Origin of the sequence: Halobellus captivus (assembly GCF_003697845.1) — an archaeon.
Classification (GTDB): domain Archaea; phylum Halobacteriota; class Halobacteria; order Halobacteriales; family Haloferacaceae; genus Halorubrum; species Halorubrum glutamatedens.
On record NZ_RDQE01000007.1, the window covers coordinates 130,470 to 154,175 of the forward strand.

Here is a 23,706-nt window from a genome sequence, read left to right on the forward strand (position 1 = left end):
ACGGGTGAGTGATCCGGAACTCGTGGATATAACGCCTCTACGTCCCGAACGTTACCGTGGATTGGTTTCACGACCCATGACCGGGTTCCACTATAATGAACGACCGTGTGGTATCCCGCTTCTCGGACCGGGATCCCACGCGCTTCATCCCCGATCGGACGCCGACTGCGGCGACACACACGTCATATATTTAGCATATCCGAACAGATTTGTACTCATGGATCGATCGTTACGTATGACCGAACCATCGCGGAACCGGGTGGGAACCACCGAGAAGTCGTTCACCATCCTGGAGCTCCTCCAGCGGGAGGACGGGGCCGGCGTCACCGAGGTCGCAACCGCGCTCGGAATGAGCAAGAGCACGGTTCACAGTCACCTGACGACGCTCGTCGAGTGCGGGTACGTGACTCACCACGACACGCAGTACCACGTCTCGACGAAGCTCCTCCGGCTCGGCGGCAGACTCCGTGACCAGTCGCCGTTGTATCAGGCGGCACGGATCGAGATGAAGTCGCTGGCGGCCGAGACCGACGGCGTGGTCCGTCTCTATCTCGAGGAGGAGGACGACGCGACGATGATCGCACAGGAGGGGTACTCCCCCGGTATCCAGGAGCGACACCTCGGGGAGCGGACGCCCCTCACCGAGTCGATCGCCGGACCCGTGATGCTCGCCGAACGCGAGCGGAGCGGCGACGAGGGCACGGGCGATGACTCGACGACCGTCGAGGACGCCACCGGGGACGACGACTCCGCCGCCGACCGCGAAGCCCTCGACATCGACGACGACGTCCGGGATCGGTTCGACCGCATCCGCCGCCGAGGGTACGCGGTCGAGACGGGACCGGAGGGATCGGACCGAACGTTCGCGGGCGCGCTCTCCCGTCGAGATGGTACGGTCATGGGCGCGCTGACGGTGACCGTCCCGGGCGAGACCGGCGATCCGCTCTCCGCGGGCGACCGGCTGCTCGAGGCGGTCGAACGCGTCGAGCTCTCGCTTACCTCCTGGTACGACTCCCACGCGACGTTCTCGCCGAAACACTCCTGGCACGTCCACTCGAACTGACCCGCTCAGAGGTCGGCCAGCTCGTCCGCCTCCGTCGCCTTCTCCACGATCTCCTTGGCCATCTCGAACGTCTCCTCGTCTATCACCTGCCCGTCGACCTCGACGGTTCCCCGTTCGTCGTGGTCGGACGCGGTGTACGCCTCGTAGATCCGGCGCGCGCGTCGGACGTCCTGCGGACTCGGAGTGAAGATCTCGTTCGCGATGTGGATCTGGTTCGGGTGAACGACCGTCTTCCCGTCGAATCCGAGGGCACGGCTCCGCTGACACGCCGTGCGGAACCCCTGCGTGTCGCCGGTGTCGGGGTACATCCCGTCTATGACCTGTATTCCGACCTCCCTCGCCGCGTTCACCACTCGTGAACGGGCGTACTCCCAGTGTCTCCTGACCTCCGACCCGTCTCCCGTCTGTCCGACCCCGATGCTGGCCGCGTAGTCGCCCGGACCGAACAGGAGGGCGGTGAGACGGTCCACCGACCGGGCGATCCGCGTCGCGTTGTTGATCGCCGTCGCGCTCTCGAGTTGCGGGATCAGGCCGATCTCGCCGGGCTCCACCCCGGCGTTCCGTTCCACCTGCCGCAACAACAGGTCGACGGCGTGGAGCTGTTCCACCCTCGACACCTTCGGGACGATCAGGCTGTCGATGCGCTCTCCGGCCTCGGCGACGATGTCGATCAGGTCCTCGTACCACCACCGCGTGGTGACGGCGTTGATCCGCACGGCGATCGACTTGTCGATCCCGGGGTCCGAGCCGAGGAACTCGACGAGGTCGCTCCGTGTTTGGACCTTCCGCTCGGAGAGGATCGCGTCCTCTAGATCGAGGAACAGCATGTCCGCGTCGGTCGTGCGCCCCTTCCGGATGAGGTCCTCGTCCGAGGCAGGCGTGATGAGCAGCGTGCGCCTGAGATTCATGGATACGAGATCCACGCCGCGATGTAAAAACCTACGTACACGACGGATATTCGCCCACGATCACGACCGCCGTCCCCGATCGTCGAGGTCTCCCTCCGGCGACGCCACCGCTCAGATGTCGGAGACGACGTCGTAGCCGTCGTCGAGCGCGGCGGCGTCCTCCGGGAGGAGGGCGACGACGAGGTGCTCGGCGTACTCCTGGAAGTACTCGACGACGCGCGCGATCCGGTCCGCGTCGATGACCTCGAGCGAGTCCAGCAGCACGAACGGTATGTCCTCGTACACCTCGTGGGCGAGATAGCCCGCGAGCGCGAACACGAGTCCGGTCACCGCGCGCTCGCTCTCCGAGAGGTGGGCGACCGAGTCCTGGTAGCTCGCGCCCTCGTCGGTGGACCGGACGACGTGGAGTTCCGACTCCGTCCGAACCGTCCCCCGTCGGCCGTCCGCGTCGTCACGCTCCCGTCGTTCGATCCAGATCCGTTCGATGTTGTCGTACTCGAGGATGTCGAGAACGGCGGTCATGTGCTCGTTGAACGACTCGACCGCGTCCGCCTCGATGCGGTCGACGCGGGTCCGGAGGTCGACCAGTTCATCCGTGAGGCCCTCCCGTTCGTCCTCGAGACGGTCCCGCTCCTCGATCGCCGCCTCGACGTCGTCGATCTCGGCGTCCACGTCCTCGAGATCGGTCCGGATCCCCTCGATCTCGAGCTCGAGTTCGGTGGCGTCGCGATGGAGCCCGACGACCTCGTCGTAGTCCGGGCCGCCCGCGTCCCGGGCCTTCGTCTCCAATCGATCGATCTCCGCTTCCTTCTCGGCTATCGCCGCGTTCAGCTCGTCGATCCGGTCGCGACACCCCTCGATCTCCGTCGCCACGTCCGACAGTCGGTCCCTCGTTCGTTCGATCTCGCGCGTCCGATCCAGGACCGCCGATCGTCGTTCGGAGAGTTCGTCGATCCGCGCCTGGAGATCGTTCCGATCGGAGAGCTTCTCCCCGTGGAGGTCCCGGAGTCGCTCGATCGTCTCCTCGATCGCGGTCCGCTCGACCCGCGACCCACACGACCAGCAGACGGTCCGGTCCGCGCCGTCGACCAGCGCGTCGGTGACGTCGTTTTCGGTCCCCTCCCCGCCGTCGACGCCGATCGAGCCGATGTCGAGGTCCCCGTCGGCCAGCATGTCCTCGTTGAAGTTGATGACGCTTCGGAGCTCCCCGAGCGTGTCGTCCAGGTCGCGTTTCCGCTCGCGGAGGTCGTCGATCCGGTCGTCGATCCGGTCGGGATCCGTCTCCGGCGCGTCGAACTCCTCGAGGTCGGCCTCGAGCTCCGCGCGCTCCGATTCGAGCTCCGCGACGGTCGCCTCCTCCGTGGACCGTTCGAACCGGAGGTCCTCCAGCTCCGACCGCGCCCGTCGCACCGTCTCGAACGCGTCGTCGATCTCCTCCCGTCGCTCCCGGCTCTCCTCGAGGTCGGCGTCCGCCCGTTCGATGGCGTCCTCCACCTCCTCGAGTTCCGTCCGCTTCTCGTCCAGTCGTTCGCGGAGGGAACGTCGCTTCGACTCGAGCCGCGGAAGCTCCGTTTCGATCCCCTCGAGATCGGCGAGCCGGTCGTCGATCGCGTCCCGCTCGCGTGCCCGCTCCCCGATCGCCGCTTCGATCGCGTCGACGTCGATCGGGCGCATGATCACCTCCCGGAGGTCCTCCCCCCGAGCGACGGCCGACCGCGCCTCGTTGTCGCCGAGCAGGAACGCGAACAGGTCCGCGGCCGTCGGATCGTCGAGGTACGGTTCCCCATCGAAGACGACCGTTCCGTCGCGTCGCGTCAGCGTTCTCGAGTACGTCTCCCCGTCGACGTCGAGCGTTACCTCCCCCTCGTCGGCGTCGCCCTTCAGCGATGGGCGAGTGCTCCCGAGTCCCGCCATGACCGCCTGTAGGAACGAGGACCGATGCGTGGCGTTTCGTCCGCGTAGGAGCGTCACACCGGGAGAGAGGTCGACCGTGGTCCGGTCGATCCCGCCGATGTTTCGTGCGTGCACCCGAACGGACTCCAGCGCCACTTCACTCCGTGCCATCGTGTACGCACACATGGGCCTACCGCTAAATACTTGTGTCTCGTTTTCACTCGACCGCACAGCCGCACCCGCCACGTCGAAGCAACTCCCCCGCCCGGTAGTCGGTGCCGCAGGCACCACAGGTCACCCGAACGTCGACGAACACCTCGTAGGGGCGGTCGGCGAGCCGACCCGCGTCCGCGAGGGACTCGACGGCCGACTCGGTGACCGCCTCCGTCCGCCCCGCGAGCCGTTCGATCGTCTCGCGTCGTTCGTCGATCCGGTCCACGTCCTCGTCCGGGGGGCGGACGCCCCGATCCCTCGTGAGGTACGTGTGGATCGTCTGGTGGCTCACGAAGTCGTCGAGGACCGCGTCGACGTCGACTCCGCTCCGCTCGAGCTCCCGCCGCGTGCGGAGCACCTCCGACCGCGGGGCGTCGTCGTCCGTCAGCGTCCGATGGGCGCTGTCGACGTCGGACCGCGACGTCGAGCCGTCAGCCTCTCGCATCGCCACCCCGAGGACCGTTCGGTTGAACTCCTCGGCGAGCGATCGGAGACTCGTCCGGTCGCCGTCCTCGCCCGTCCAGGCCGCCTCGAGCTCCGCCCCGAAACCGTCGAGCCCGTACTCGTCCATCGTCCGATCGACCTTGCTCGTCGAACCGGATCCGGCGTCGTCCATACGTCCCATCCGGCCCCTTTCTTTACAAAAGTACTGGTGTAAAGTCGCGGATCCTTGCCGTGTTCCGCCCCGATGACAAACATATATTATAACGTATGGTTAAAGTTATTATTCAAAAAACAGACTATTACGGGCGGTGGACTCCCGATACTGCGCTGATCGTCGTCTCGATCGGATCCAGATCTCGTCAATGCCTGGTATTCGTCGCGTTAATCCGTTTATCACGCTTTTCTCCTCCGTGTTCTCGATCGAGCATCCGACCGACTCGAGAACTCCGGGTCCGAACGGGGTACTCTATTTTTCCACCGTATCAGGGCTAGAAACGCCCGATGATCGGCAGATGTCGATCGCTGAGTTACTCTCGTCGTCATCACGGGATCCGCTACCGATTTCGGATACCGATCACTCATGTAAATTCCTATCGAAACAACATGTATTCTTTGATTCTTATATTAACTGTCTCGCGGCTTTTCACTCCTCGTCATCGTTCCCGGCTACCGACCGCTTTAAGATCCCGACCGCCGTACGTCCGGGTGAATGGACGACCCGAAGGACACGATCACGATAGAGAACGTCGTCGCCTCTACCGGGATCGGACAGGAACTCGACCTCCAGAGCGTCGCGATGGACCTCGAGGGCGCGGACTACGACCCGGAACAGTTCCCCGGGCTCGTCTACCGGACCGCGGACCCGAAGTCGGCGGCGCTCATCTTCCGCTCCGGGAAGATCGTCTGTACCGGCGCGAACTCGACGGAGGCGGTCCACGAGAGCCTCGGCATCGTCTTCGAGAAGCTCCGCGCCCTCGACATCCCGATCGAGGACGATCCCGAGATCACGGTCCAGAACATCGTGACCTCCGCGGACCTCGGCGAGAGCCTCAACCTCAACGCGATCGCCATCGGGCTCGGACTGGAGCACATCGAGTACGAGCCGGAGCAGTTCCCCGGGCTCGTCTACCGGATCGACGAACCCGACGTCGTCGCGCTCCTCTTCGGCAGCGGCAAGCTCGTCGTCACCGGGGGCACCGATCCGGCGGACGCGGCCGCCGCCATGGACGTGATCGTCGAGGAGCTGTCGGGACTCGGTCTCCTCGAGTGAACTCGGCCGCCGGATCCCGTCGGTCCTTTTAGCCTCCGCCGCCTACGCCGGGTATGTCCGCTCAGACGGCCACGCCGCTGTCGGTGTTGGTGACGACCCTGCTCTTCGCGCTGTTCCTCTCCGTCACCGCCCACGTGGCCGCCCGCAACGTCCTCGGCGACGTCGACCCGCGGCGCGCGCTGTACGTCGGGCCGCTCCCCGCCGCCGTCAGCGTCGTCGGCGGCGGATTCGCCGTCCCGGCAGCGGTGACCGTGACGGTCGCGTTCGCCCTCGACGCCGTCATGTTCCGGTGGAGCTACGAGCAGCCGCCGCGGGTCGTCGCGGTGATGACCGTCATCCACGCCGCCGTCACGATCCTCGTCGGCGTCGTTCTGGGCGGGATCGCGCTGCTGCTCTCGACGCGCCCGGCCTGACCGAGTCCGGGAAGCGACCGTTCACGGCCGCGGCGGCGATCCTTCGTAGGCGTCGTGGTCGCCGTAGAAGTTCAACATCGCGAACTTCAGCTTCCCGGGATCGACGTCGAGCAGCTCCTCGCGTTCCTCCGGCGGAAACGCGCCCCGCACTGAGTACTTCCCCATGTCGGCGGTCGTGTACCGCCGGTCGGCGAGGATCCGGACGCCGAAGTCCTCCGGGCCGCGGACCACCCGCCCGAGCGCCTGCCGCGTCTTCCGAACCGTCGGGATCTCGACGGCGTACGCCCAGCCGGGGTCGCGAGCGCGGTCACGGTCGGCGAACGCCCGCTCGTAGGCGTCCTGAACCGCCTCCATCCGGTCGGAGAGGTGCGGGTACGGGACGCCCACCACGACGACCGTGCGAGCGTCGTCGCCGTCGAAGCTCACTCCCTCCGCGAGCGTCCCCCACAGGGAGGTGAAGAGCGCGGCGTCGTCGCTCGAGACGAACCGCCGCCGCAGTTCCTCCTCGTCCTCCCCCGACCCGTCGAGGGACAGCGAGCCGAGGTCCGCGCCGGCGAGCCCGCCGTCGCCGCCGAGCCGCTCGTAGTAGCGTTCGGCCTCCCCGTACGACGGGAAGAAGACGAGGGTGTTCCCCGGGGTGAACCGGATCGCGTCGCGGAGCAGCTCGGCGACCGCCCCCTGCGTCTCCGGGTCGTTCCGCTCGGAGGCGAAGAGCGGGGGCGTGTCGACCGCGAACGTCCGTCGGTTCTCGGTCGGATACCCCATCCCGTACGCGAGGGTGGCGACGTCCTCCAGGCCGAGCACGTCCTCGGTCACGTCGAAGGGTCGGAGCGTCGCGCTCATCAACACCGAGGCGGCCACCTCCTCGAACAGCGCCGAGGTGACCGAACGGGGGATACACGTGTACAGCTCGGCGCGGCCGTACACCTCGTCGGTGCCACCGTCGCGCCGCACGGAGACGACCGGATACTGGCCGAGCGCGGTCCCCTCCTCCATCCACGTCGAGACGAACCGGGCGGCCTGGAGGGTCCGACACTCCGCTCGGCTCGTCGCCTCGCCCTCGCGGTAGGCGCGCTCGTACTCCTCGTCCATCGCCTTCCCTAGCTGGATCGCGAGTTCGAGTTCGGGGTCTATCCCGCGGCCCTGGTACCGGTCGAGGAACGCGAGCGTGAGGTCGTCGCGGCGGTCGTCGTTGGCGACCGGAACGTCCTCCCAGCCCTCGCCGACGGACTCGCGTGAACCGAACCCGAGCGCGCCGTCGTACGCGTCGACGAGGGCGTCACGGAACGCCGAGAGCACGTTCTCGGCGGGCTCGGACCGGGAGTCGTCGCTGTCGGAGAGCTCCTCGAGGGCGGCGTCGAGGGTGTTCTCGGTGAGCGACCGGGAGGCGTGCTCGCGGGCGGCGTCCTCGACGTTGTGCGCCTCGTCGAACACGGTGACTATCTCCGAGGGGTCGCGGTCGATCCACCGGAAGAACTGCTCGCGGATGTTCGGATCGAGCAGGTGGTGGTAGTTGCAGACGACGAGGTCGACCCCCTCCATTCCCTCCTTCAACAGCTCGTAGCCACAGAGGTCGCGCTCCTCCGCGTAGTCGTAGACGTCCTCCGGCGTCCGCACGTCGTCGAAGAGCCACTCGAAGAAGCCGTCCGTGTCCTGAGTCAGGTTGTTCCGGTAGCGCTCACAGACGTTGGTCGCCTCGAACTCGTCGAGCTCCTCCTCGAGGTCGTCAAGCTCGTCCATGACTGCCTCGCGGGCCTCGGCGGCCCCGGCGTCGCCCTCGCGGCTCTCCGAGAGTAACTCGCGTTGCCGCTGCTCGAGTTCGAGTTTCTCCGACTCCGTCTCCACCATCGATCGGGTGGCGTCCCGGAGGGTCTGACACTCCTGGTAGTCGACCCCGATGTGACACATCGACGACTTCCCCTTGAACACGACCGCCCGGATCGGCTCGGTCCGGGTGATCGCCCGGGCGTCCTCGACGAACTGGCGCATCTGCTGGTGGACGTTCGTCGTGATGACGACGGTTCGGTCGTTCTCGCGCGCGTGCTCGAGCGCGGGCACGAGAGCGGAGAGAGTCTTCCCCGTCCCCGGCGCGCCCTCGAACAGCACGTCCTGGCCCCGAGAGAGCGCGTTGGCGACCCGGTCCATCGCCTCGCGCTGGTTCGGGTACGGCTCCTCGTACGGGAAGAACCGCAGGTGCGGCGACTCTGACACGAGACTGGGTTCGTCGGCTCGGGTGAAAAGGAGTCGGGTGGCGGGGCGGAAGTGGTCGGCAGTGATCGAAAGCAAATAATTCCTCACGAAGTAGTTTCAACTAATATATAATTGTTGGGGCTGAGTGCGCCGTGAACACATTTTACCGGCATCTATTACCGGATGTTCAGCGATAGAAGGGTATGGCAACTGAAACCGCGACGACGACCGACGTATCGACCGAGACCGGGGACTGGAAGGCCGGCGTCGCCGGCGGGCTCGGTGGGGGCCTCGTCTTCGGCGCGATGATGTCGATGATGACCCCTGGCGTCCTGCAGATGGCGATTCCGGCGATGTACGGCATCGAGGGTCCCGCCGGCGCCATCGGCTGGGCGATCCATCTGTCCCACGGCGCGATCCTCGGCGTTGTCTTCGCCGGGATCGCGGATCTGAAGCCGGGCCTCGGCGATTCGATCGGATCGAGTCTCGGCATCGGTGCGGGCTACGGCCTCCTCGTGTGGGTCGCGCTCGCGGTGATCGTGATGCCGATCTGGCTGGGCGCCGTCGGCTTCCCGGGTGCGCCGCCGCTGCCGAACGTCGGCGTCGAGAGCCTCGTCGGTCACGTCGTCTACGGGACGGTCCTCGGCGGCGTCTACTCGACGCTCGCAAACTGAGGGACGTACTACCCCGGTTTTTAAGCCCGCGGCGACGAGCAGCGTAGCAACGAATGTTCGACGAGATCCTCGAGAAGTTCGAGGGGTCACCGAGCCAGCAGGCGGTCATCCGGCTGTTCCTGGAGCGCGGCTTCTCCGTCAACGAGGAGGGGCGGGTCGTCTCCGGCGGGATCGAGATCCCGTACACGGGGATCGCGCGCGAGCTCGACGTCGACCGGCGCGTCGTCGACTCCACGACCGACGCGATCCTCGACGATCCGGAGCTGAAACGCATCTTCACCAACATCTCGTCGATCCCGAGTCTGATGGATCTGGCTCCCGTCCTCGATCTCACGGTCCTCACGATCGAAGTCGCCGCCGCCGACGAGGCGGGGATCGTCGCCGAAGTCACCGGGATCCTCGCGGATCACGACGTCCCGATCCGACAGGTGCTGAGCGACGACCCCGAGTTCACCGACGACCCCAAGCTGTACGTGATCACCGACGCCGAGCTTCCCGGCGAACTGCTCGTCGAGATCCGTGAGCTTGGGTACGTCCGCCGCGTCGGTTTCTGAGTCGGCCCAGCATGCGGAGACCGTGACCGACGCGTCCCGAATTTCACTTTCACTTGGGTGTTAACCAGGGTTTATATCCGAAGCCGCACAAGCCGGGTGTACATGCCTGAAGACGAACTCGAGGACCTCCCAGGAGTCGGCCCGGCGACCGCGGACAAGCTCGTCGAGAACGGATTCGAGAGCTATCAGTCGATCGCGGTGGCGAGCCCCGGCGAGATGTCGAACACGGCCGACATCGGCGAGTCGTCCGCCTCGGACATCATCAACGCCGCGCGCGACGCGGCCGACGTCGGCGGGTTCGAGACGGGGGCGACCGTGCTCGAACGACGCCAGGAGATCGGCAAGCTCTCCTGGCAGATCGAGGAGGTCGACGACCTCCTCGGCGGCGGCATCGAGACCCAGTCGATCACCGAGGTGTACGGCGAGTTCGGGTCCGGCAAGTCGCAGGTGACCCACCAGATGGCCGTCAACGTACAACTGTCCCACGAGAACGGCGGGCTCGACGGCGGCTGTATCTTCGTCGACTCCGAGGACACCTTCCGTCCCGAGCGGATCGACGACATGGTCCGTGGCCTCGACGACGAGATCCTCGCGGACGAGATGGAACGACGCGAAGTCGAGGGGACGCCGGACGACGAGGAGGCGATGGAGGAGCTGATCGCCGCGTTCCTCGACCAGATCCACGTCGCGAAGGCGTTCAACTCCAACCACCAGATCCTGCTGGCCGAGAAGGCCAAGGAGCTCGCGGGCGAACACGAGGAGAGCGAGTGGCCCATCCGGATCGTCTGCGTGGACTCGCTGACCGCGCACTTCCGCGCCGAGTACGTCGGCCGGGGGGAGCTCGCGGACCGCCAACAGAAGCTCAACAAACACCTCCACGACCTGATGCGGATCGGCGACCTGTTCAACACCGCCATCCTCGTCACCAATCAGGTCGCGTCGAACCCCGACTCCTACTTCGGCGACCCGACCCAGGCGATCGGCGGCAACATCCTCGGACACGCCTCCACGTTCCGGATGTACCTCCGCAAGTCGAAGGGGAACAAGCGGATCGTCCGGCTCGTCGACGCGCCGAACCTCGCCGACGGCGAGGCCGTGATGCGCGTCCAGGGCGAGGGACTGAAACCGGAGTGACCGCGGCGGTCGTCCCCGGGTAGCCCGTCATCCGCCGTTTCGCTTCGAGACGTCGTCGGCATCCGGTGTACGAACGTCAAGTTCCCAGTACAGCGGTCGTATCGTCCGTTACTCGCCGATCTACCGGATCTCGCATCCTGACACCGAATTCTCGATCGGCAATATTCGCATGAAGGCGTCGCGGCCGGCGTGACGGCGGTCGATCGCCGCCGTTCCTCCAGGAATATAGAATAAATTACACTATATCCGATCGGTTTCTCCGCAACGATTGCCAAACGATCGGCGAGAATACGTCCTTAAACACCATAGTGTTGTCCTTATATCTGACATTGGCTGTATTATCAAAGATATTTCTTGTGAAACTCAACTCGAACGTTTATATATTCGTGATACCCGACCGGGAGACGTGATTCAACACATGAACGCGGATAAATCGAATCGTATGGTAGACGTACGTTTAGTTGAGGTGCGTTCGACGTGACGACCGGCGTCCTCGCGAGCATCGATCCGAGCGTGCTCGCGGAAGGGGTGAACCTGATGTGGGTCGCGGTGGTGTGTTTCCTCATCTTCTTCATGCACGCCGGCTTCGCGATGCTCGAGGCGGGGCAGGTACGTGCGAAGAACGTCGCGAACCAGCTCACGAAGAACCTGCTCACGTGGAGCGTCGGCGTCCTCGTGTACTTCCTGGTCGGCTTCGGGATCGAGGGCGTCGCCGGCGGCGGCGGCTTCTCCTCGGCCGCGGCGCTCGGCGACGGTAGCTGGGTCAACAGCTGGCTGTTCGGCGCCGTCTTCGCGATGACGGCGGCGACCATCGTCTCCGGAGCGGTGGCCGGCCGGGCCAAGCTCCGCGCGTACGTCGGGTACACGATCGCCCTCTCCGCGGTCATCTACCCCGTCGTCGCGGGCGTCACCTGGGGCGGCGGCTTCCTCGGCGGGGCGGGACTCGGATTCACCGACTTCGCGGGCGGAATGATCGTCCACGGGGTCGGCGGCATCGCCGGTCTCACCGCGGCGTACGTGATCGGTCCGCGCATGGACCGCTACGGCGACGACGGCTCCACGAACGTCATCCCCGGTCACTCGATGACGTTCGCGGTGCTCGGCACGCTGGTTCTGGCGTTCGGCTGGTACGGCTTCAACGTCGGCACGACCGCCACCGTGTTCGCCGTCGAAAACGGCGAGCTCGCGCTCGGCGGGTACGCCGCCGTCGGCCGCGTCTCGCTGGCGACGACGCTCGGCATGGCCGCGGGCGGAGTCGGCGCGGCGCTCGCCTCGCTGTACCTCTCGAAGAAGGTCGACACGCTGTACGTCGCGAACGGCCTGCTCGCCGGCCTCGTCGGGGTGACGGGGATCGCGAACCTCGTCACGTGGTGGGGAGCCATCCTGGTCGCGCTCGTCTGCGGCCTCCAGCTCCCGCTCGTGTTCGACTTCGTCTCCGACCGGATGAAGATCGACGACGTCTGTGCGGTGTTCCCCGTCCACGGCTCCGCGGGCGTCATCGGCGTGCTCGCGCTGCCGTTCGTTCACGTCGACGGCTTCTCCACGAGCCTCCTCGTCTCGCAGGTGATCGGCGTCGCCGTCATCACGGTCTGGACGGTCGCCGCGACCGCCGCCGTCTTCGGCGCGTTCAAGGCTATCGGCCAGGCCCGCGTCACGCCCGAGCACGAACGCGACGGGCTCGACGTCAGCGAACACGGCGTCGAGACGTACCCCGAGTTCGGCAAGCCCTCGGTCACCACCGACGGCGGCCGCGTGGTCGACACCACGACCGACGACTCCCCGCGCGCCGACGGCGGCGAGGAGGCGGGCGCGGAGATCAAGATGGTCACCGCGGTCGTCCGCCCCGACAAGCTCGGCGCCATCAAGCAGGCGCTCGCGGAGGTCAACGCGCCCTCGCTCACCGTGACCAACGTCTCGGGTCGCGGCTCACAACCCGCGAAGACGGGCCAGTGGCGCGGCGAGGAGTTCACCGTCGACCTCCACCAGAAGGTGAAGATCGAGGTCGTCGTCGCCGACATCCCGGCCGACGAGGTCGCGGACGCGATCGCCGACGCCGCCAAGACCGGCGAGCCCGGCGACGGCAAGGTCTTCGTCATGCCCGTCGAGGACGCGCTGCAGGTCCGTACCGGCACGACCGGCCCGGAGGCGGTGTAGACGGCGGGTCGCGGCGGCTTTCGTACGGGGCGACTCCCCCGCGACACACGACCGACCAACGCTTTTCTCCTTGCCGTCGCCACGTACCGCATGGTCTCAGAGACTCGGCTGTACGGCGCGGCGATCGCGTTCGCCTCCGGCGGCTACTCGCTCGCGAGCGCGCTCGGGGCGACGCGGATGACGGCGACCGCGTGGCTCATGATCGGGCTCGGCGTCGTGGTCGTCGTCCACGGCGCCATCCTCCTCGCGCCGACCGTTCCGCTCGACGATCCGACGAGCGGGGGGCTGATGCTCGCGTACGCCGTCGTCATGCTCGCCAACCAGGCGGCGCTGGCGACCGGCATCACGAGCGGAATGACCGGAGGCGACGTGGACAGGGAGGGCATGAACGGCGGAGCGATGGGTGATGGGGGCGGCACGATGGGAGGCATGGGCGGCGACGCGACGATGACCGCGGCGATGCCGTGGGACCTCGGAATGGTCGTGCTCGCGCTGCTCATGCTGGCCAGCGGCGTGATAATGCTCCGCGGCGACGACCGTATGTAGGCGAACGGAGGCGACCCCGTCCGACTCGGTAACGCCTCTTCACGGCGCGGTCGACCGACTCGGTAACACCTTTCCACGGGGCGGTCGAACCGCCACGCATGAACCACGAGCGCTCCCGCGGACTGTACGACCGCGCGCTGTCGGTCATGCCGGGCGGGGTCAACTCCTCCGTCCGGGCGACGATGCCGCACCCGTTCTTCATCGAGCGCGGCGACGGCGGCCACGTGATCGACGCCGACGGCAACCGGTACGTCGACTGGGTGATGGGGTACGGACCGCTCCTGTACGGCCACGACCTGCCCGAACCGGTCGAGGCCGCGATCCAGTCGCACGTCGCCGCCGGGCCGATGTACGGCGCGCCGACGGAGGTCGAGGTCGAACACGCCGAGTTCGTGGCGCGCCACGTCCCGAGCGTCGAGTCGATCCGGTTCGTCAACTCGGGAACGGAGGCGACCGTCTCCGCGGTCCGGTTGGCGCGCGGGCACACCGACCGCGACAAGATCGTCGTGATGCAGGGGGGGTATCACGGCGCACAGGAGTCGACGCTCGTGGAGGGGTCCGCCGAGAACTCCCGTCCGTCGACGGCGGGGATCCCCGAGGAGTTCGCCGAACACACCCTGCCGATCCCGTTCAACGACCCCGCGGCCGCGAAGGAGGTGTTCGCCGAACACGGCGACGATATCGCGGCCGTCCTCGTCGAGCCGATCCTCGCCAACATGGGGATCGTCACGCCGATCGAGGGGTACCACGCGACGCTCCGGGACCTCTGTGACGACCACGGCTCGCTCCTCGTCTTCGACGAGGTGATCACCGGGTTCCGCGTGGGCGGGCTGGGCTGCGCGCAGTCGAAGTTCGGCGTCACCCCGGACGTGACGACGTTCGGGAAGATAATCGGCGGGGGGTTCCCGGTCGGCGCGATCGGCGGCCGCGCGGACGTGATCGAGGGGTTCACTCCCGCCGGCGACGTCTTCCAGTCGGGCACGTTCTCCGGACACCCGGTCACGATGGCCGCGGGGAAGGCGACTCTGGAGTACGCCGCGGAGAACGACGTGTACGAGCACGTGAACCGGCTCGGTCGGAAGCTCCGCGAGGGGATCGCGGAGATCTGTGCCGAGCGAGCGCCCGAGTACACCGTCGTCGGCACCGACTCGATGTTCAAGACGGTCTTCACCCGCGAGGCCCCCGACGACGTCGACGCCTGCTGTGCGGGTGGCTGTCGGCAGAACCCCGACTGCGACCGCTACGAGGCCTGTCCGAAGACGGGTGCCGACGTGGCGAACGCCGCCACCGACCGCTGGGAGCGGGTGTTCTGGCAGGAGATGAAGGACCGTGGCGTCTTCCTCACCGCCAACCAGTTCGAGTGTCAGTTCACCTCCTACGCGCACACCGAGGAGGACGTCGAGGAGACGCTGAAGGCGTACCGCGAGGCGATCTGACCCAGTTCGGGACGGTTACGGAACCTTTTTATGCCGAAACGGAATTACGTCCTAGTGATGACCGCGGAGGCTCGTCACGACCTCGCCCTCTTCCGACGACGAGCCCCGCGACCGCGACGAGCAGTCCGACCGCCGCGACCGGTTTCCGGCGCGGCGCGACGACCGGCCCCCTGAGGCCACACGTCTCACTCGTCGCGTTCGCGCCGTTTCGTCCCGAAGAGTCGTCTCCATATCGTTCGCGAGCGTCGGCTCCGTGTATTTGTTTCAGTTTCTAAATCGATGAATTTAAGAGTGTAAGGCGGTTCTACTCCGGTAATGACGAGCGTTGCACTCGCGTTCAGCGGAGGACTCGACACCACGGTTTGCGTACCGATCCTGAAAGAGGAGTACGGCTACGACGAGGTCATCGGCGTCAACGTCGACGTCGGCCAGCCGACCGACGAGTTCGACGAGGCCGAGGAGACCGCGGAGGCGCTGGGGCTCGACCTCCACGTCGTCGACGCGAAGGAGGAGTTCGCCGACCTGTGTTTCGACGCGGTGAAGTCGAACGCCACCTATCAGGGGTACCCGCTCGGGACCGCGCTCGCCCGCCCCGTCATCGCCGAGGCGATCCTCGGGGTCGCCGAGGAGCAGGGTTGTGACGCCATCGCACACGGCTGTACGGGCAAGGGGAACGACCAGCTCCGGTTCGAGGCCGTCTGGCGCGGCTCCGACCTCGAAGTCATCGCGCCCGTCCGCGAGCTCGGGCTCACCCGCGAGTGGGAGATCGAGTACGCCGCCGAGAAGGACCTGCCCGTCGAGGCCGGCGACGGCGGCGTCTGGTCCATCGACGAGAACATCTGGTCGCGCGCGGTCGAGGGCGGCAAACTGGAGGACCCGAACTACGAGCCGCCGGAGGACATCTACGAGTGGACCGCCGAGCCCGAGGGCGAGACGACCATCGAGGTCGCCTTCGAGGAGGGCGTTCCCGTCGCCGTCGACGGCGAGGAGATGGATCCCGTCCCGCTCATCCAGCACCTCAACGAGTACGCGGGCGGCTACGGGATCGGCCGCACCGACGTGATGGAGGACCGCATGCTCGGGCTGAAGGTGCGCGAGAACTACGAGCACCCGGCCGCGACCGTCCTGCTCACCGCCCACCAGGCGCTCGAGGACCTCGTCCTCACGAAGAACGAGCGGTCGTTCAAGAAGGGCATCGAACACGAGTGGTCCGAGAAGGCCTACCAGGGGCTCGTCTTCGCGCCCGTCGTCGACGCGCTGAACGCCTTCATCGACGAGACCCAGGACGTGGTGACCGGCACGGCGACCGTGAAGGTCTCCGGCGGCAACTGCCGCGTCGTCGCCCGTGACTCCGAGTACGCGGTGTACTCCGAGGAGATGGCCTCCTTCAACACCGAGGACGTCGCCGGCATCGCCCAGGAGGACGCCACGGGCGTCGCGAAGTACCACGGGCTCCAGGAGCGCCTCGCCAACAGCGTGAAGGCCGGGAAGGGCGTCGAGCTCGCGGCCGACGGCGGCTCTCAGGACGACGAATAGATGACCGACGAGGACACCTCCGAGACGGCCGTCCGGCGGGACCGCTTCAGCGGCGGCCCCGCCCGCGAGTTCCTGTCGAGCCTCGCCGCCGACACGGCGATCTTCGAGGCGGACCTCGCGGTCGACCGCGCCCACACGGTGATGCTCGCCGAGCAGGGGATCGTCGACGACGCGGTCGCGGGCGAGATCCTCGCGGCGCTCGACGACGTGGAGGCCGCCGGTCACGGCGCGCTCCCCGACGGCGAGGACGTTCACGAGGCCATCGAGACGGCCGTCATCGACCGGGTCGGTCCGGACGGCGGCCGGATGCACACCGCCCGCTCGCGCAACGACGAGGTGGCGACGTGTATCCGCTACCGGCTGCGCGAGGACCTGCTCGCCGCCGCCGAGGCGACGCTGACGCTGCGGGAGGCGCTCGCCGCGGTCGCGGACGAGCACGCGGAGACGGTGATGCCCGGCTACACGCACCTCCAGCCCGCCCAGCCCACGACGGTCGGTCACTACCTGCTGTCGTACGAGGGCGGGATCGCCCGCGACACCGAACGCCTGCTCGGCGCGTACGATCGGACGGATCGCTCGCCGCTCGGCGGGGCCGCGTTCGCGGGCACTCCGTTCGACGTCGACCGCGAGCGCACCGCCGAGTTGCTCGGGTTTGACGGGCTCGTCCGCAACTCGATGGACGCCGCCTCCGCGCGCGACTTCCTCGCGGAGGGGGCGACCGCCTGCGCGACGCTCGCGACGACGCTGTCGGGGCTCGCGGAGGACCTGATCGTGTTCTCGAACAAGGGGTTCGTGGAGCTGTCCGACGACTACTCCTCCACCTCCTCGATCATGCCCCAGAAGAAGAACCCCGACACGCTGGAGCTGACCCGCGGCGTCGCCGGCGACGCGATCGGCGAGGCGACGGGAACGCTCTCGCTCCTGAAGGGACTGCCGCGGGCGTACAACCGCGACCTCCAACGCGCGCACGCGAGCGTGTTCGAGATCGCCGACGACGTGCGGGAGGCGGCCGAGGTCGCCGCCGGCGCGGTCGCGACCGCCGACTGGGCGGTCGAGGACCTCGCTTCGGCCGCCGGCGACGGCTTCTCGACGGCGACGGGCGTCGCCGACCTGCTCGCGACGGGCGGAATGCCGTTCCGGACCGCCCACGAGATCGTCGCGGCCGCCGCCGAGGGCATCGACGACGACGACGGGCCGGCGACCGCGGCCGCAAAAGTTGACGAGGCCGCACGGGAGATCACGGGTGAGTCCCTCTCGGCGTACGTGAGCAGCGAGGAGGTGGAGGCCGCGCTCGACCCCGTCCACAGCGTCGCGAGCCGCGACTCTCTCGGCGGGCCCGCCCCCGAGGCGGTCGCCGAGGCGCTCGCGGCGAGCGAGGCGGGGATCGACGACGACGCCGACACGCTTTCGGCGCGCCGCGCCGCGCTCGTCGCCGCGAGCGACCGGCTGGAGGCGGAGGTGGCGACGTATGTCTGAGTCGGTCCGTGACGCGGGGTCGACCCTTCAACAGCAGCCGCAGCAGCCGCCGCGACCGCCCCGATCGCCGCCGTCCCCGCGAGGGGACGATTAATTACTGAAATCTGTCATCGGATTTCACACGGCTCGTTCGTTGCCTTCCTGTTCCGTTAGAGGGCTCTTCGTGTAGTGTAATTTTGATTATAAGTTCGAAGGGTTTATGTTTTATCGGCGGCGAGTATCGCTCACGATGACGACCGATACCGAACCAGTGCTGGCAGAGGACCCGATCACGGGTGAGGAGATCGAGCTTCCGGCCGACGTCGAGGTCGGCGAGATAATCGACAGTCCGGTCACCGGGACCGAGCTGGAGGTCATCTCGCTCGACCCCGTCACGCTGGAGGAGGCCCCCGAACTCGAGGAGGACTGGGGAGAGTAGATGGTGACGATCGCCACGACCGCGACACGCGAGTGGTCGGCATGCGCATAGGCATCCTCTACTCGCGGATCCGCCGCGACGAGAAGCTACTGCTCGAGGAGCTTCGCGACCGAGACCACGAGATCGAGAAGATCGACGTGCGCAAACAGCGGTTCGGGCTGGAGTCGACGACGGCGAACGTCGCCGACCTCGACATCGTCGTCGACCGGTGTCTCTCCACGAGCCGGTCGCTGTACGCGACGAAGTTCCTCGACAGCTACGGCGTTCCGGTGGTGAACAGTCCCGAGACGGGCGACGTCTGTGCGGACAAGGCGAAGAACTCGCTCGCGCTCGCGGAGGCGGACGTTCCCACGCCCGCGACGGAGGTCGCGTTCACGAAGGAGGCCGCGATGGAGGCCATCGAGTCGTTCGGCTACCCCTGCGTGCTCAAGCCCGTCGTCGGCTCGTGGGGCCGGCTGATGGCGAAGATCGACACCCGCAGCGCTGCTGAGGCGATCCTCGAACACAAGGAGACGCTCGGTCACTACGAGCACAAGGTGTTCTACGTCCAGGAGTTCGTCGACAAGCCCGGTCGCGACATCCGCGTGGTGGCGGTCGACGGCGAGCCGATCGCCGCGATGACACGCTCGTCGGACCACTGGCTCACGAACGCCGCCAAGGGCGGGACGACCGCCGAGTTCGACCTCGACGACCGCGCGCTCGAACTGGTCGAGCGGGCGTCCGACGCGGTCGGCGGCGGGATGCTCGGCGTCGACCTGATGGAGGTCGGCGGCGAGTACACCGTCCACGAGGTGAACCATACGGTGGAGTTCAAGGCGCTCACCGAGGCCAGCGAGGTCGACGTCCCCGCCCGGGTCGTCGACTGGCTGGAGACGAAGGCCGAGGCGTTCGCGGCCGACGCCGACGGAGAGGGCGACCCGGACGCCGACGAGGTCGTCGCATGAGCGGAACGACCACCGCGGTCGACACGGACGGGGATCGCGCCGAAACCTACACCGCGAGCGTCGTCGGCGGCACCGGATTCACCGGCGGCGAGCTGTTGCGTATCCTCGCGTCCCATCCGAACTTCGAGGTCGTCCAGGCCACGTCGCGGTCGGCGGACAACATGACCGTCGGGCGGTCACACCCCAATCTCCGGGGGCTCGACCTGCGCTTCTCGGACCCCGACGACCTCGAGTCCGTCGACGTGCTCTTCTCGGCGACGCCACACGGCGTCTCGATGGGACGCGTCGACGAGTACTTCGAGGTCGCGGACACGGTCGTCGACCTCTCGGCCGACTTCCGGCTGCCCGAGGCGGAGGCCTACGACGAGTGGTACGACGGCCACGAGTCGCCCGAGTACCTCGAGCGCGCGGAGTACGCGCTCCCCGAACTCAACCGCGAGAACCTCCCCGGCGCGGACCTGATCGCGGGCGGCGGCTGTAACGCGACCGCGACGATCCTCGGGCTGAAGCCGCTGGTCGACGCGGGCGTGCTCGGTCCCGAGACCGGCGAGGTCGTCGTCGACGTGAAGGTCGGATCCTCGGAGGGCGGCGCGAGCGGCGGCGCGGCCTCCTCACACCCGGAGCGCTCGGGCGTCGTGCGCCCGTACGCCCCGACCGGCCACCGTCACGAGGCGGAGATCGAGGCCTATCTCGGCCTGTCCGTCTCCTTCACCGTCCACGCGGTCGACATGGTGCGCGGCGCATCGGCGACCTGTCACGTCTTCCCCGACGAGCCCGTCTCGAAGGCGGACCTCTGGAAGGGATATCGCGGCGCGTACGCCGACGAGCCGTTCATGCGGGTCGTCTCCGGCGGGGGCGGCGTCTACCGCTACCCCGAGCCGAAGTCGGTCGCCGGCACGAACCACGGCGAGGTCGGCTTCGAGCTCGACCCCGGCAACCGGCGCGTCGTCGTCTTCTCGGCGATCGACAACATGACCAAGGGCTCGGCCGGTCAGGCGGTCCACGCGGCGAACGTCGCGCTCGGACTGCCCGAGACGGCCGGCCTGGAGTTCGGGGGGCTTCACCCCGTGGGATCGCCATGAGCGAAACCGGAAACGCAGCCGACGACGAACCGTCGGCCGGCGAGTCGTCGGCCGCCGAACCCCCCGTGGTCGTCAAGATCGGCGGCGCGAAGGCGGTCGACCCGGCCGGCGCGGTCGGCGACGTCGCCGACCTCGTCGACGACGGCCGCGACGTGGTCGTCGTCCACGGGGGCTCGACGGTCGTCGACGAGACCATCGAGCGGCTGGGCATGGAGCCGGAGTACGTCGAGTCCGCCTCCGGCGTCACCGGCCGGTTCACCGACGCCGACGCGATGGAGGCGTTCACGATGGCGATGGCCGGCAAGCTCAACACCGAGCTGACGGCGCTGTTCCGCGAGGCCGGCGTCGACGCGGTCGGCCTCTCGGGCGTCGACGGCGGACTCCTCTCCGGACCCCGCAAGTCGGCGGTTCGCGTGGTCGAGGACGGCAAACGGAAGATCCGCCGCGGCGAGCACTCCGGGACGATCGAGTCGGTGAACGCCGACCTGCTGTCCGGTCTGCTCGCGGACGGCTACACCCCCGTCGTCTCGCCGCCGATGGAGGGGAAAGAAAGCGACGGCGGCGTGACGCCCGTCAACGCCGACGCCGACCGCGCGGCCGCGGCCGTCGCGGGCGCGCTCGACGCGGACCTGGTCCTGTTGACCGACGTGACCGGGGTCTACGCCGACCCCGAGGACCCCGGCACGCTGATCGAGTCGGCGGCGACGCCAGACGAGCTCGCGGCCCTCGAGGGGGCCGCCGAGGGGTTCATGGGAAAGAAGGTGATGGCCGCGAAGGAGGCGCTTTCGGGCGGCTCCGGCCGCGTCGTCGTCGCGGACGCGAACTCCGAGGACCCGATCCTCGCCGCGCTCGGCGGCGCGGGAACGACGATCGAGCGGTCGGCGCTCGAGGCGGACGATGACGGCGACGACGCCGAGGACACGGAGGCGGTCGACGCATGAGCGGCTTCGTCTTCTCGGAGAAGCCGATCGAGATCGCCGCCGGCGACGGGGTTCACCTCACCGACACGAACGGGAACGAGTACCTCGACTTCGGCGCGAGCTACGCGTGTACCCCGGTCGGCCACTGTCACCCCGAGGTCGTCGACGCGGCGACGAGCCAACTCGAGGAGCTCATGTACGTCCAGGCGTCGTACCCCCACGCGGCCAGGACGGCGCTGTACGAGCAGCTCTCCGCAGCGGCACCGGGCGACGTCGACGACGTCTGGCTCTGTAACTCCGGGACCGAGGCCAACGAGGCAGCCCTGAAGTTCGCGCGGCACGCGACCGGTCGCGAGCGGATCGTCGCGACGACCCAGGGGTTCCACGGCCGGACGATGGGCGCGCTCGCGACCACCTGGAAGGCGAAGTACAAGCAGGGGTTCGAGCCGCTCGCCGGCGGCGTCGAGTTCGTCGAGTACGGCGACGAGGAGGCGATACGCGAGGCCGTCGACGAGGAGACTGCCGCCGTGATCTTGGAACCCCTCCAGGGGGAGGGCGGCATCAACCCGGCCTCGACCGACTACCTCCACGCGGTGCGCGAGGCCACGGAGGAGGCGGGCGCGGCGATGGTCCTCGACGAGATCCAGACCGGACTCGGCCGGACCGGCTCGATGTGGGCCGCCGAGCGCCACGGCGTGACTCCCGACGTGCTCACGACGGCGAAGGGGCTCGCGAGCGGGCTCCCGATGGGCGCGACGCTGTGCCGCGACTGGATCGCCCGGGACTCGGGCGACCACGGATCGACCTTCTCGGGCGGTCCCGTCGTCTCGGCGGCGGCCGGCGCGACCCTCGACGTCATCGAACGCGAGGGGCTCGCCGACCACGCCGCCGAGATCGGGTCGTACCTCCGGAGCGAGATCGAGACACGTCTCGGCGACGACGTCCGCGAGGTCCGCGGCGAGGGGCTGATGGTCGGGATCGAGGTGAAACGCGGCTCCAATCGGCTGCTCCGCGAGTTCGCGATCGACCACGGGATCCTCGCGCTGCCGGCGGGCCGCACCGTGTTGCGGCTGCTCCCGCCGCTGACGGTCGAGCGAGAGCACGTGGACACGGTCGTCGACGCGCTGGAGGAGGTGGTCGCGTGACCGCCGCTCCCGACTCGGCGGAGTCGACCGACGCGGCCGGGGACGCCGAGGACCCTCCCGTCGGCGACGACGCCGGCGAAGGCCACGAAACCGGCGAAAACCACGAAACCGACGATGCCGGCACCGACGTCGTCGCCGGCGGCGGCTACCCGGAGGCCTGTGACACGCCGGCCCGCAAGCTGCTGTACGACCTCGTGTCGATCCCCTCGCCCTCCGGCGAGGAGGCGGCGGCCGCGGAGCGCCTCGTCGACTTCTTCGAGGCCAACGGCCGCGAGGCGTGGACCGACGAGGTCGGGAACGTTCGCGCGCCCGCGAACGACGCGGTCCTTTTGACGTCCCACATCGACACCGTCCCCGGCGACATCCCGGTCGAGGTTCGGTCGGCTCCCGAGGACGCGGACGACCTCGCCGTGAGCGACGTCCGGGTGGGCGAGCCGGGCGAGCCCGTGCTGTGGGGGCGGGGATCGGTCGACGCGACCGGCCCGCTCGTCGCGATGGCGGTCGCCGCCGTCGAGACCGGCGTCTCGTTCGCCGGCGTCGTCGGCGAGGAGACCGGCTCGCGGGGGGCGCGCCACCTCGTCGCCGAGCGCGACGCGCCCGGGGCGGTGGTGAACGGCGAGCCGTCGGGCTGGACCGGCGTCACGCTCGGCTACCGCGGCTTCCTCTCGGGGACGTACGTCAACACCAGCGAGTCGGGCCACTCCTCGCGGCCGGAGCCCAACGCGATCCAGCACGCGATCGACTGGTGGCACGGCGTCGAGGAGGCGTTCACGCCGGCGGACCCGGAGACCCCCGTCTTCGAGCAGGTGACGACGAAACCCGTCTCCATGGACGGCGGATTGACCGACGACGGGCTCGCAGTCGAGGCCGCGATGGACGTGCAGCTCCGGGTGCCGCCCTCGCGGACCGTCGACGAGGTCCACGAGCTCGCGGAGGCGGAGCTCTCGACCGGCTCGGTCCACTGGAAGGAACCGATCCCGCCGGTGATGGAGAGCCCCCGTACCGACCTCGCACGGGCGTTCCGCGTGGCGATCCGCGGGGCCGGCGGCGACGTCCGCCTGCTCCGGAAGACCGGCACGAGCGACATGAACCTCTTCGCGGCCGCGTGGGACTGTCCGATGGTCACCTACGGCCCCGGGAACTCCGAGCTGGACCACGCGCCCGACGAGCGGCTCCCGCTCTCCGAGCTGGACCGCGCGACGACCGTCCTCGCCGACGTCTGTCGCGACCGACCGTAGCGTCGCGGCCCGCGGGCCGTGACGCTCCCTTCTCGACGAGACCGACGCTCCCGCA

Annotated in this window: 21 protein-coding genes; 17 read left to right on the forward strand and 4 right to left on the reverse strand. The window is 68.2% G+C overall.

The annotated features are described in order from the left end of the window. The first annotated feature begins 235 nt into the window (after positions 1-235). Complete coding sequence (locus EAO78_RS09805) at positions 236-1,063, forward strand: IclR family transcriptional regulator (protein ID WP_162498065.1); 828 nt, start codon at positions 236-238, stop codon at positions 1,061-1,063. Positions 1,064-1,068: 5 nt separating this feature from the next. Here EAO78_RS09805 and EAO78_RS09810 read toward each other — a convergent pair whose 3' ends face one another. The 3 genes from EAO78_RS09810 to rdfA all read right to left on the reverse strand — a co-directional run bounded on the left by EAO78_RS09810 (position 1,069) and on the right by rdfA (position 4,693). After that, positions 1,069-1,971, reverse strand: coding sequence for an HpcH/HpaI aldolase/citrate lyase family protein (locus tag EAO78_RS09810; RefSeq protein ID WP_122105662.1), 903 nt, complete (start codon positions 1,969-1,971; stop codon positions 1,069-1,071). Positions 1,972-2,082: 111 nt separating this feature from the next. Further along, the gene (locus EAO78_RS09815; RefSeq protein WP_122105663.1) at positions 2,083-4,035 is read right to left on the reverse strand and encodes an archaea-specific SMC-related protein; all 1,953 of its coding nucleotides are present in this window, start codon (positions 4,033-4,035) and stop codon (positions 2,083-2,085) included. A gap of 46 nt (positions 4,036-4,081) precedes the next feature. Further along, positions 4,082-4,693, reverse strand: a complete 612-nt coding sequence (gene rdfA, locus EAO78_RS09820; protein WP_203227860.1) for a rod-determining factor RdfA — start codon at positions 4,691-4,693, stop codon at positions 4,082-4,084. A gap of 537 nt (positions 4,694-5,230) precedes the next feature. Here rdfA and EAO78_RS09825 point away from each other — a divergent pair. Together EAO78_RS09825 and EAO78_RS09830 are read left to right on the forward strand one after the other, a co-directional pair. Beyond that, complete coding sequence (locus tag EAO78_RS09825; RefSeq protein ID WP_122105664.1) at positions 5,231-5,791, forward strand: TATA-box-binding protein; 561 nt, start codon at positions 5,231-5,233, stop codon at positions 5,789-5,791. A 53-nt stretch (positions 5,792-5,844) separates the two neighbouring features. Continuing rightward, positions 5,845-6,204, forward strand: coding sequence for a DUF7473 family protein (locus EAO78_RS09830; RefSeq protein WP_122105665.1), 360 nt, complete (start codon positions 5,845-5,847; stop codon positions 6,202-6,204). 21 nt (positions 6,205-6,225) lie between these two features. Here the strand turns inward: EAO78_RS09830 and EAO78_RS09835 are convergent, their stop codons facing one another. Further along, the gene (locus EAO78_RS09835) at positions 6,226-8,415 is read right to left on the reverse strand and encodes an ATP-dependent DNA helicase (RefSeq protein ID WP_122105666.1); all 2,190 of its coding nucleotides are present in this window, start codon (positions 8,413-8,415) and stop codon (positions 6,226-6,228) included. 182 nt (positions 8,416-8,597) lie between these two features. Between EAO78_RS09835 and EAO78_RS09840 the strand changes: the two genes are divergently transcribed. The 14 genes from EAO78_RS09840 (at position 8,598) to EAO78_RS09905 (ending at position 23,651) form a co-directional block, all read left to right on the forward strand. Continuing rightward, complete coding sequence (locus tag EAO78_RS09840; RefSeq protein WP_122105667.1) at positions 8,598-9,068, forward strand: DUF6789 family protein; 471 nt, start codon at positions 8,598-8,600, stop codon at positions 9,066-9,068. 53 nt (positions 9,069-9,121) lie between these two features. Continuing rightward, entirely contained in the window at positions 9,122-9,622 is a 501-nt protein-coding gene (locus tag EAO78_RS09845) for an amino acid-binding protein (protein WP_122105668.1), read from the forward strand. Positions 9,623-9,724: 102 nt separating this feature from the next. Then, positions 9,725-10,756 (forward strand): DNA repair and recombination protein RadA, encoded by a 1,032-nt coding sequence (radA, locus tag EAO78_RS09850; RefSeq protein ID WP_122105669.1) that lies wholly within the window; start codon positions 9,725-9,727, stop codon positions 10,754-10,756. 477 nt (positions 10,757-11,233) lie between these two features. After that, complete coding sequence (locus EAO78_RS09855) at positions 11,234-12,910, forward strand: ammonium transporter (RefSeq protein ID WP_122105670.1); 1,677 nt, start codon at positions 11,234-11,236, stop codon at positions 12,908-12,910. A 90-nt stretch (positions 12,911-13,000) separates the two neighbouring features. Continuing rightward, a complete protein-coding gene (locus EAO78_RS09860) occupies positions 13,001-13,456 on the forward strand; it encodes a hypothetical protein (protein WP_122105671.1) in 456 nt (151 codons plus the stop codon). A gap of 98 nt (positions 13,457-13,554) precedes the next feature. After that, positions 13,555-14,892: a glutamate-1-semialdehyde 2,1-aminomutase gene (gene hemL / locus EAO78_RS09865; RefSeq protein ID WP_122105672.1), complete on the forward strand. Its 1,338-nt coding sequence runs from the start codon at positions 13,555-13,557 to the stop codon at positions 14,890-14,892. A 315-nt stretch (positions 14,893-15,207) separates the two neighbouring features. Further along, the gene (locus tag EAO78_RS09870; RefSeq protein ID WP_122105673.1) at positions 15,208-16,428 is read left to right on the forward strand and encodes an argininosuccinate synthase; all 1,221 of its coding nucleotides are present in this window, start codon (positions 15,208-15,210) and stop codon (positions 16,426-16,428) included. Continuing rightward, a complete protein-coding gene (gene argH, locus EAO78_RS09875) occupies positions 16,429-17,904 on the forward strand; it encodes an argininosuccinate lyase (protein WP_122105674.1) in 1,476 nt (491 codons plus the stop codon). Positions 17,905-18,133: 229 nt separating this feature from the next. Continuing rightward, positions 18,134-18,322 carry a lysine biosynthesis protein LysW gene (lysW, locus tag EAO78_RS09880; RefSeq protein WP_122105675.1) on the forward strand — a complete coding sequence of 63 codons (189 nt, stop codon included), beginning with the start codon at positions 18,134-18,136 and terminating at the stop codon, positions 18,320-18,322. A gap of 41 nt (positions 18,323-18,363) precedes the next feature. Continuing rightward, positions 18,364-19,266 (forward strand): lysine biosynthesis protein LysX, encoded by a 903-nt coding sequence (gene lysX, locus EAO78_RS09885; RefSeq protein ID WP_122105741.1) that lies wholly within the window; start codon positions 18,364-18,366, stop codon positions 19,264-19,266. After that, positions 19,263-20,348, forward strand: a complete 1,086-nt coding sequence (argC, locus tag EAO78_RS09890; protein ID WP_122105676.1) for an N-acetyl-gamma-glutamyl-phosphate reductase — start codon at positions 19,263-19,265, stop codon at positions 20,346-20,348. The genes lysX and argC overlap by 4 nt, the downstream gene beginning before the upstream one ends. Next, positions 20,345-21,289: an acetylglutamate/acetylaminoadipate kinase gene (locus tag EAO78_RS09895; protein ID WP_122105677.1), complete on the forward strand. Its 945-nt coding sequence runs from the start codon at positions 20,345-20,347 to the stop codon at positions 21,287-21,289. The genes argC and EAO78_RS09895 overlap by 4 nt, the downstream gene beginning before the upstream one ends. After that, entirely contained in the window at positions 21,286-22,413 is a 1,128-nt protein-coding gene (locus tag EAO78_RS09900; protein ID WP_122105678.1) for an aspartate aminotransferase family protein, read from the forward strand. The genes EAO78_RS09895 and EAO78_RS09900 overlap by 4 nt, the downstream gene beginning before the upstream one ends. After that, a complete protein-coding gene (locus EAO78_RS09905) occupies positions 22,410-23,651 on the forward strand; it encodes a [LysW]-lysine hydrolase (protein WP_122105679.1) in 1,242 nt (413 codons plus the stop codon). The genes EAO78_RS09900 and EAO78_RS09905 overlap by 4 nt, the downstream gene beginning before the upstream one ends. The last annotated feature ends 55 nt before the right edge of the window (positions 23,652-23,706 follow it).

Excerpts from the sequence above, each read along its gene's own strand:
- EAO78_RS09805 (WP_162498065.1), top strand. The coding sequence starts at position 236 with ATGACCGAACCATCGCGGAACCGGGTGGGAACCACCGAGAAGTCGTTC.
- EAO78_RS09810 (WP_122105662.1), bottom strand. The coding sequence starts at position 1,971 with ATGAATCTCAGGCGCACGCTGCTCATCACGCCTGCCTCGGACGAGGAC.
- EAO78_RS09815 (WP_122105663.1), bottom strand. The coding sequence starts at position 4,035 with ATGGCACGGAGTGAAGTGGCGCTGGAGTCCGTTCGGGTGCACGCACGA.
- rdfA (WP_203227860.1), bottom strand. The coding sequence starts at position 4,693 with ATGGACGACGCCGGATCCGGTTCGACGAGCAAGGTCGATCGGACGATG.
- EAO78_RS09825 (WP_122105664.1), top strand. The coding sequence starts at position 5,231 with ATGGACGACCCGAAGGACACGATCACGATAGAGAACGTCGTCGCCTCT.
- EAO78_RS09830 (WP_122105665.1), top strand. The coding sequence starts at position 5,845 with ATGTCCGCTCAGACGGCCACGCCGCTGTCGGTGTTGGTGACGACCCTG.
- EAO78_RS09840 (WP_122105667.1), top strand. The coding sequence starts at position 8,598 with ATGGCAACTGAAACCGCGACGACGACCGACGTATCGACCGAGACCGGG.
- EAO78_RS09845 (WP_122105668.1), top strand. The coding sequence starts at position 9,122 with ATGTTCGACGAGATCCTCGAGAAGTTCGAGGGGTCACCGAGCCAGCAG.
- radA (WP_122105669.1), top strand. The coding sequence starts at position 9,725 with ATGCCTGAAGACGAACTCGAGGACCTCCCAGGAGTCGGCCCGGCGACC.
- EAO78_RS09860 (WP_122105671.1), top strand. The coding sequence starts at position 13,001 with ATGGTCTCAGAGACTCGGCTGTACGGCGCGGCGATCGCGTTCGCCTCC.
- hemL (WP_122105672.1), top strand. The coding sequence starts at position 13,555 with ATGAACCACGAGCGCTCCCGCGGACTGTACGACCGCGCGCTGTCGGTC.
- EAO78_RS09870 (WP_122105673.1), top strand. The coding sequence starts at position 15,208 with ATGACGAGCGTTGCACTCGCGTTCAGCGGAGGACTCGACACCACGGTT.
- argH (WP_122105674.1), top strand. The coding sequence starts at position 16,429 with ATGACCGACGAGGACACCTCCGAGACGGCCGTCCGGCGGGACCGCTTC.
- lysW (WP_122105675.1), top strand. The coding sequence starts at position 18,134 with ATGACGACCGATACCGAACCAGTGCTGGCAGAGGACCCGATCACGGGT.
- lysX (WP_122105741.1), top strand. The coding sequence starts at position 18,364 with ATGCGCATAGGCATCCTCTACTCGCGGATCCGCCGCGACGAGAAGCTA.
- argC (WP_122105676.1), top strand. The coding sequence starts at position 19,263 with ATGAGCGGAACGACCACCGCGGTCGACACGGACGGGGATCGCGCCGAA.
- EAO78_RS09895 (WP_122105677.1), top strand. The coding sequence starts at position 20,345 with ATGAGCGAAACCGGAAACGCAGCCGACGACGAACCGTCGGCCGGCGAG.
- EAO78_RS09900 (WP_122105678.1), top strand. The coding sequence starts at position 21,286 with ATGAGCGGCTTCGTCTTCTCGGAGAAGCCGATCGAGATCGCCGCCGGC.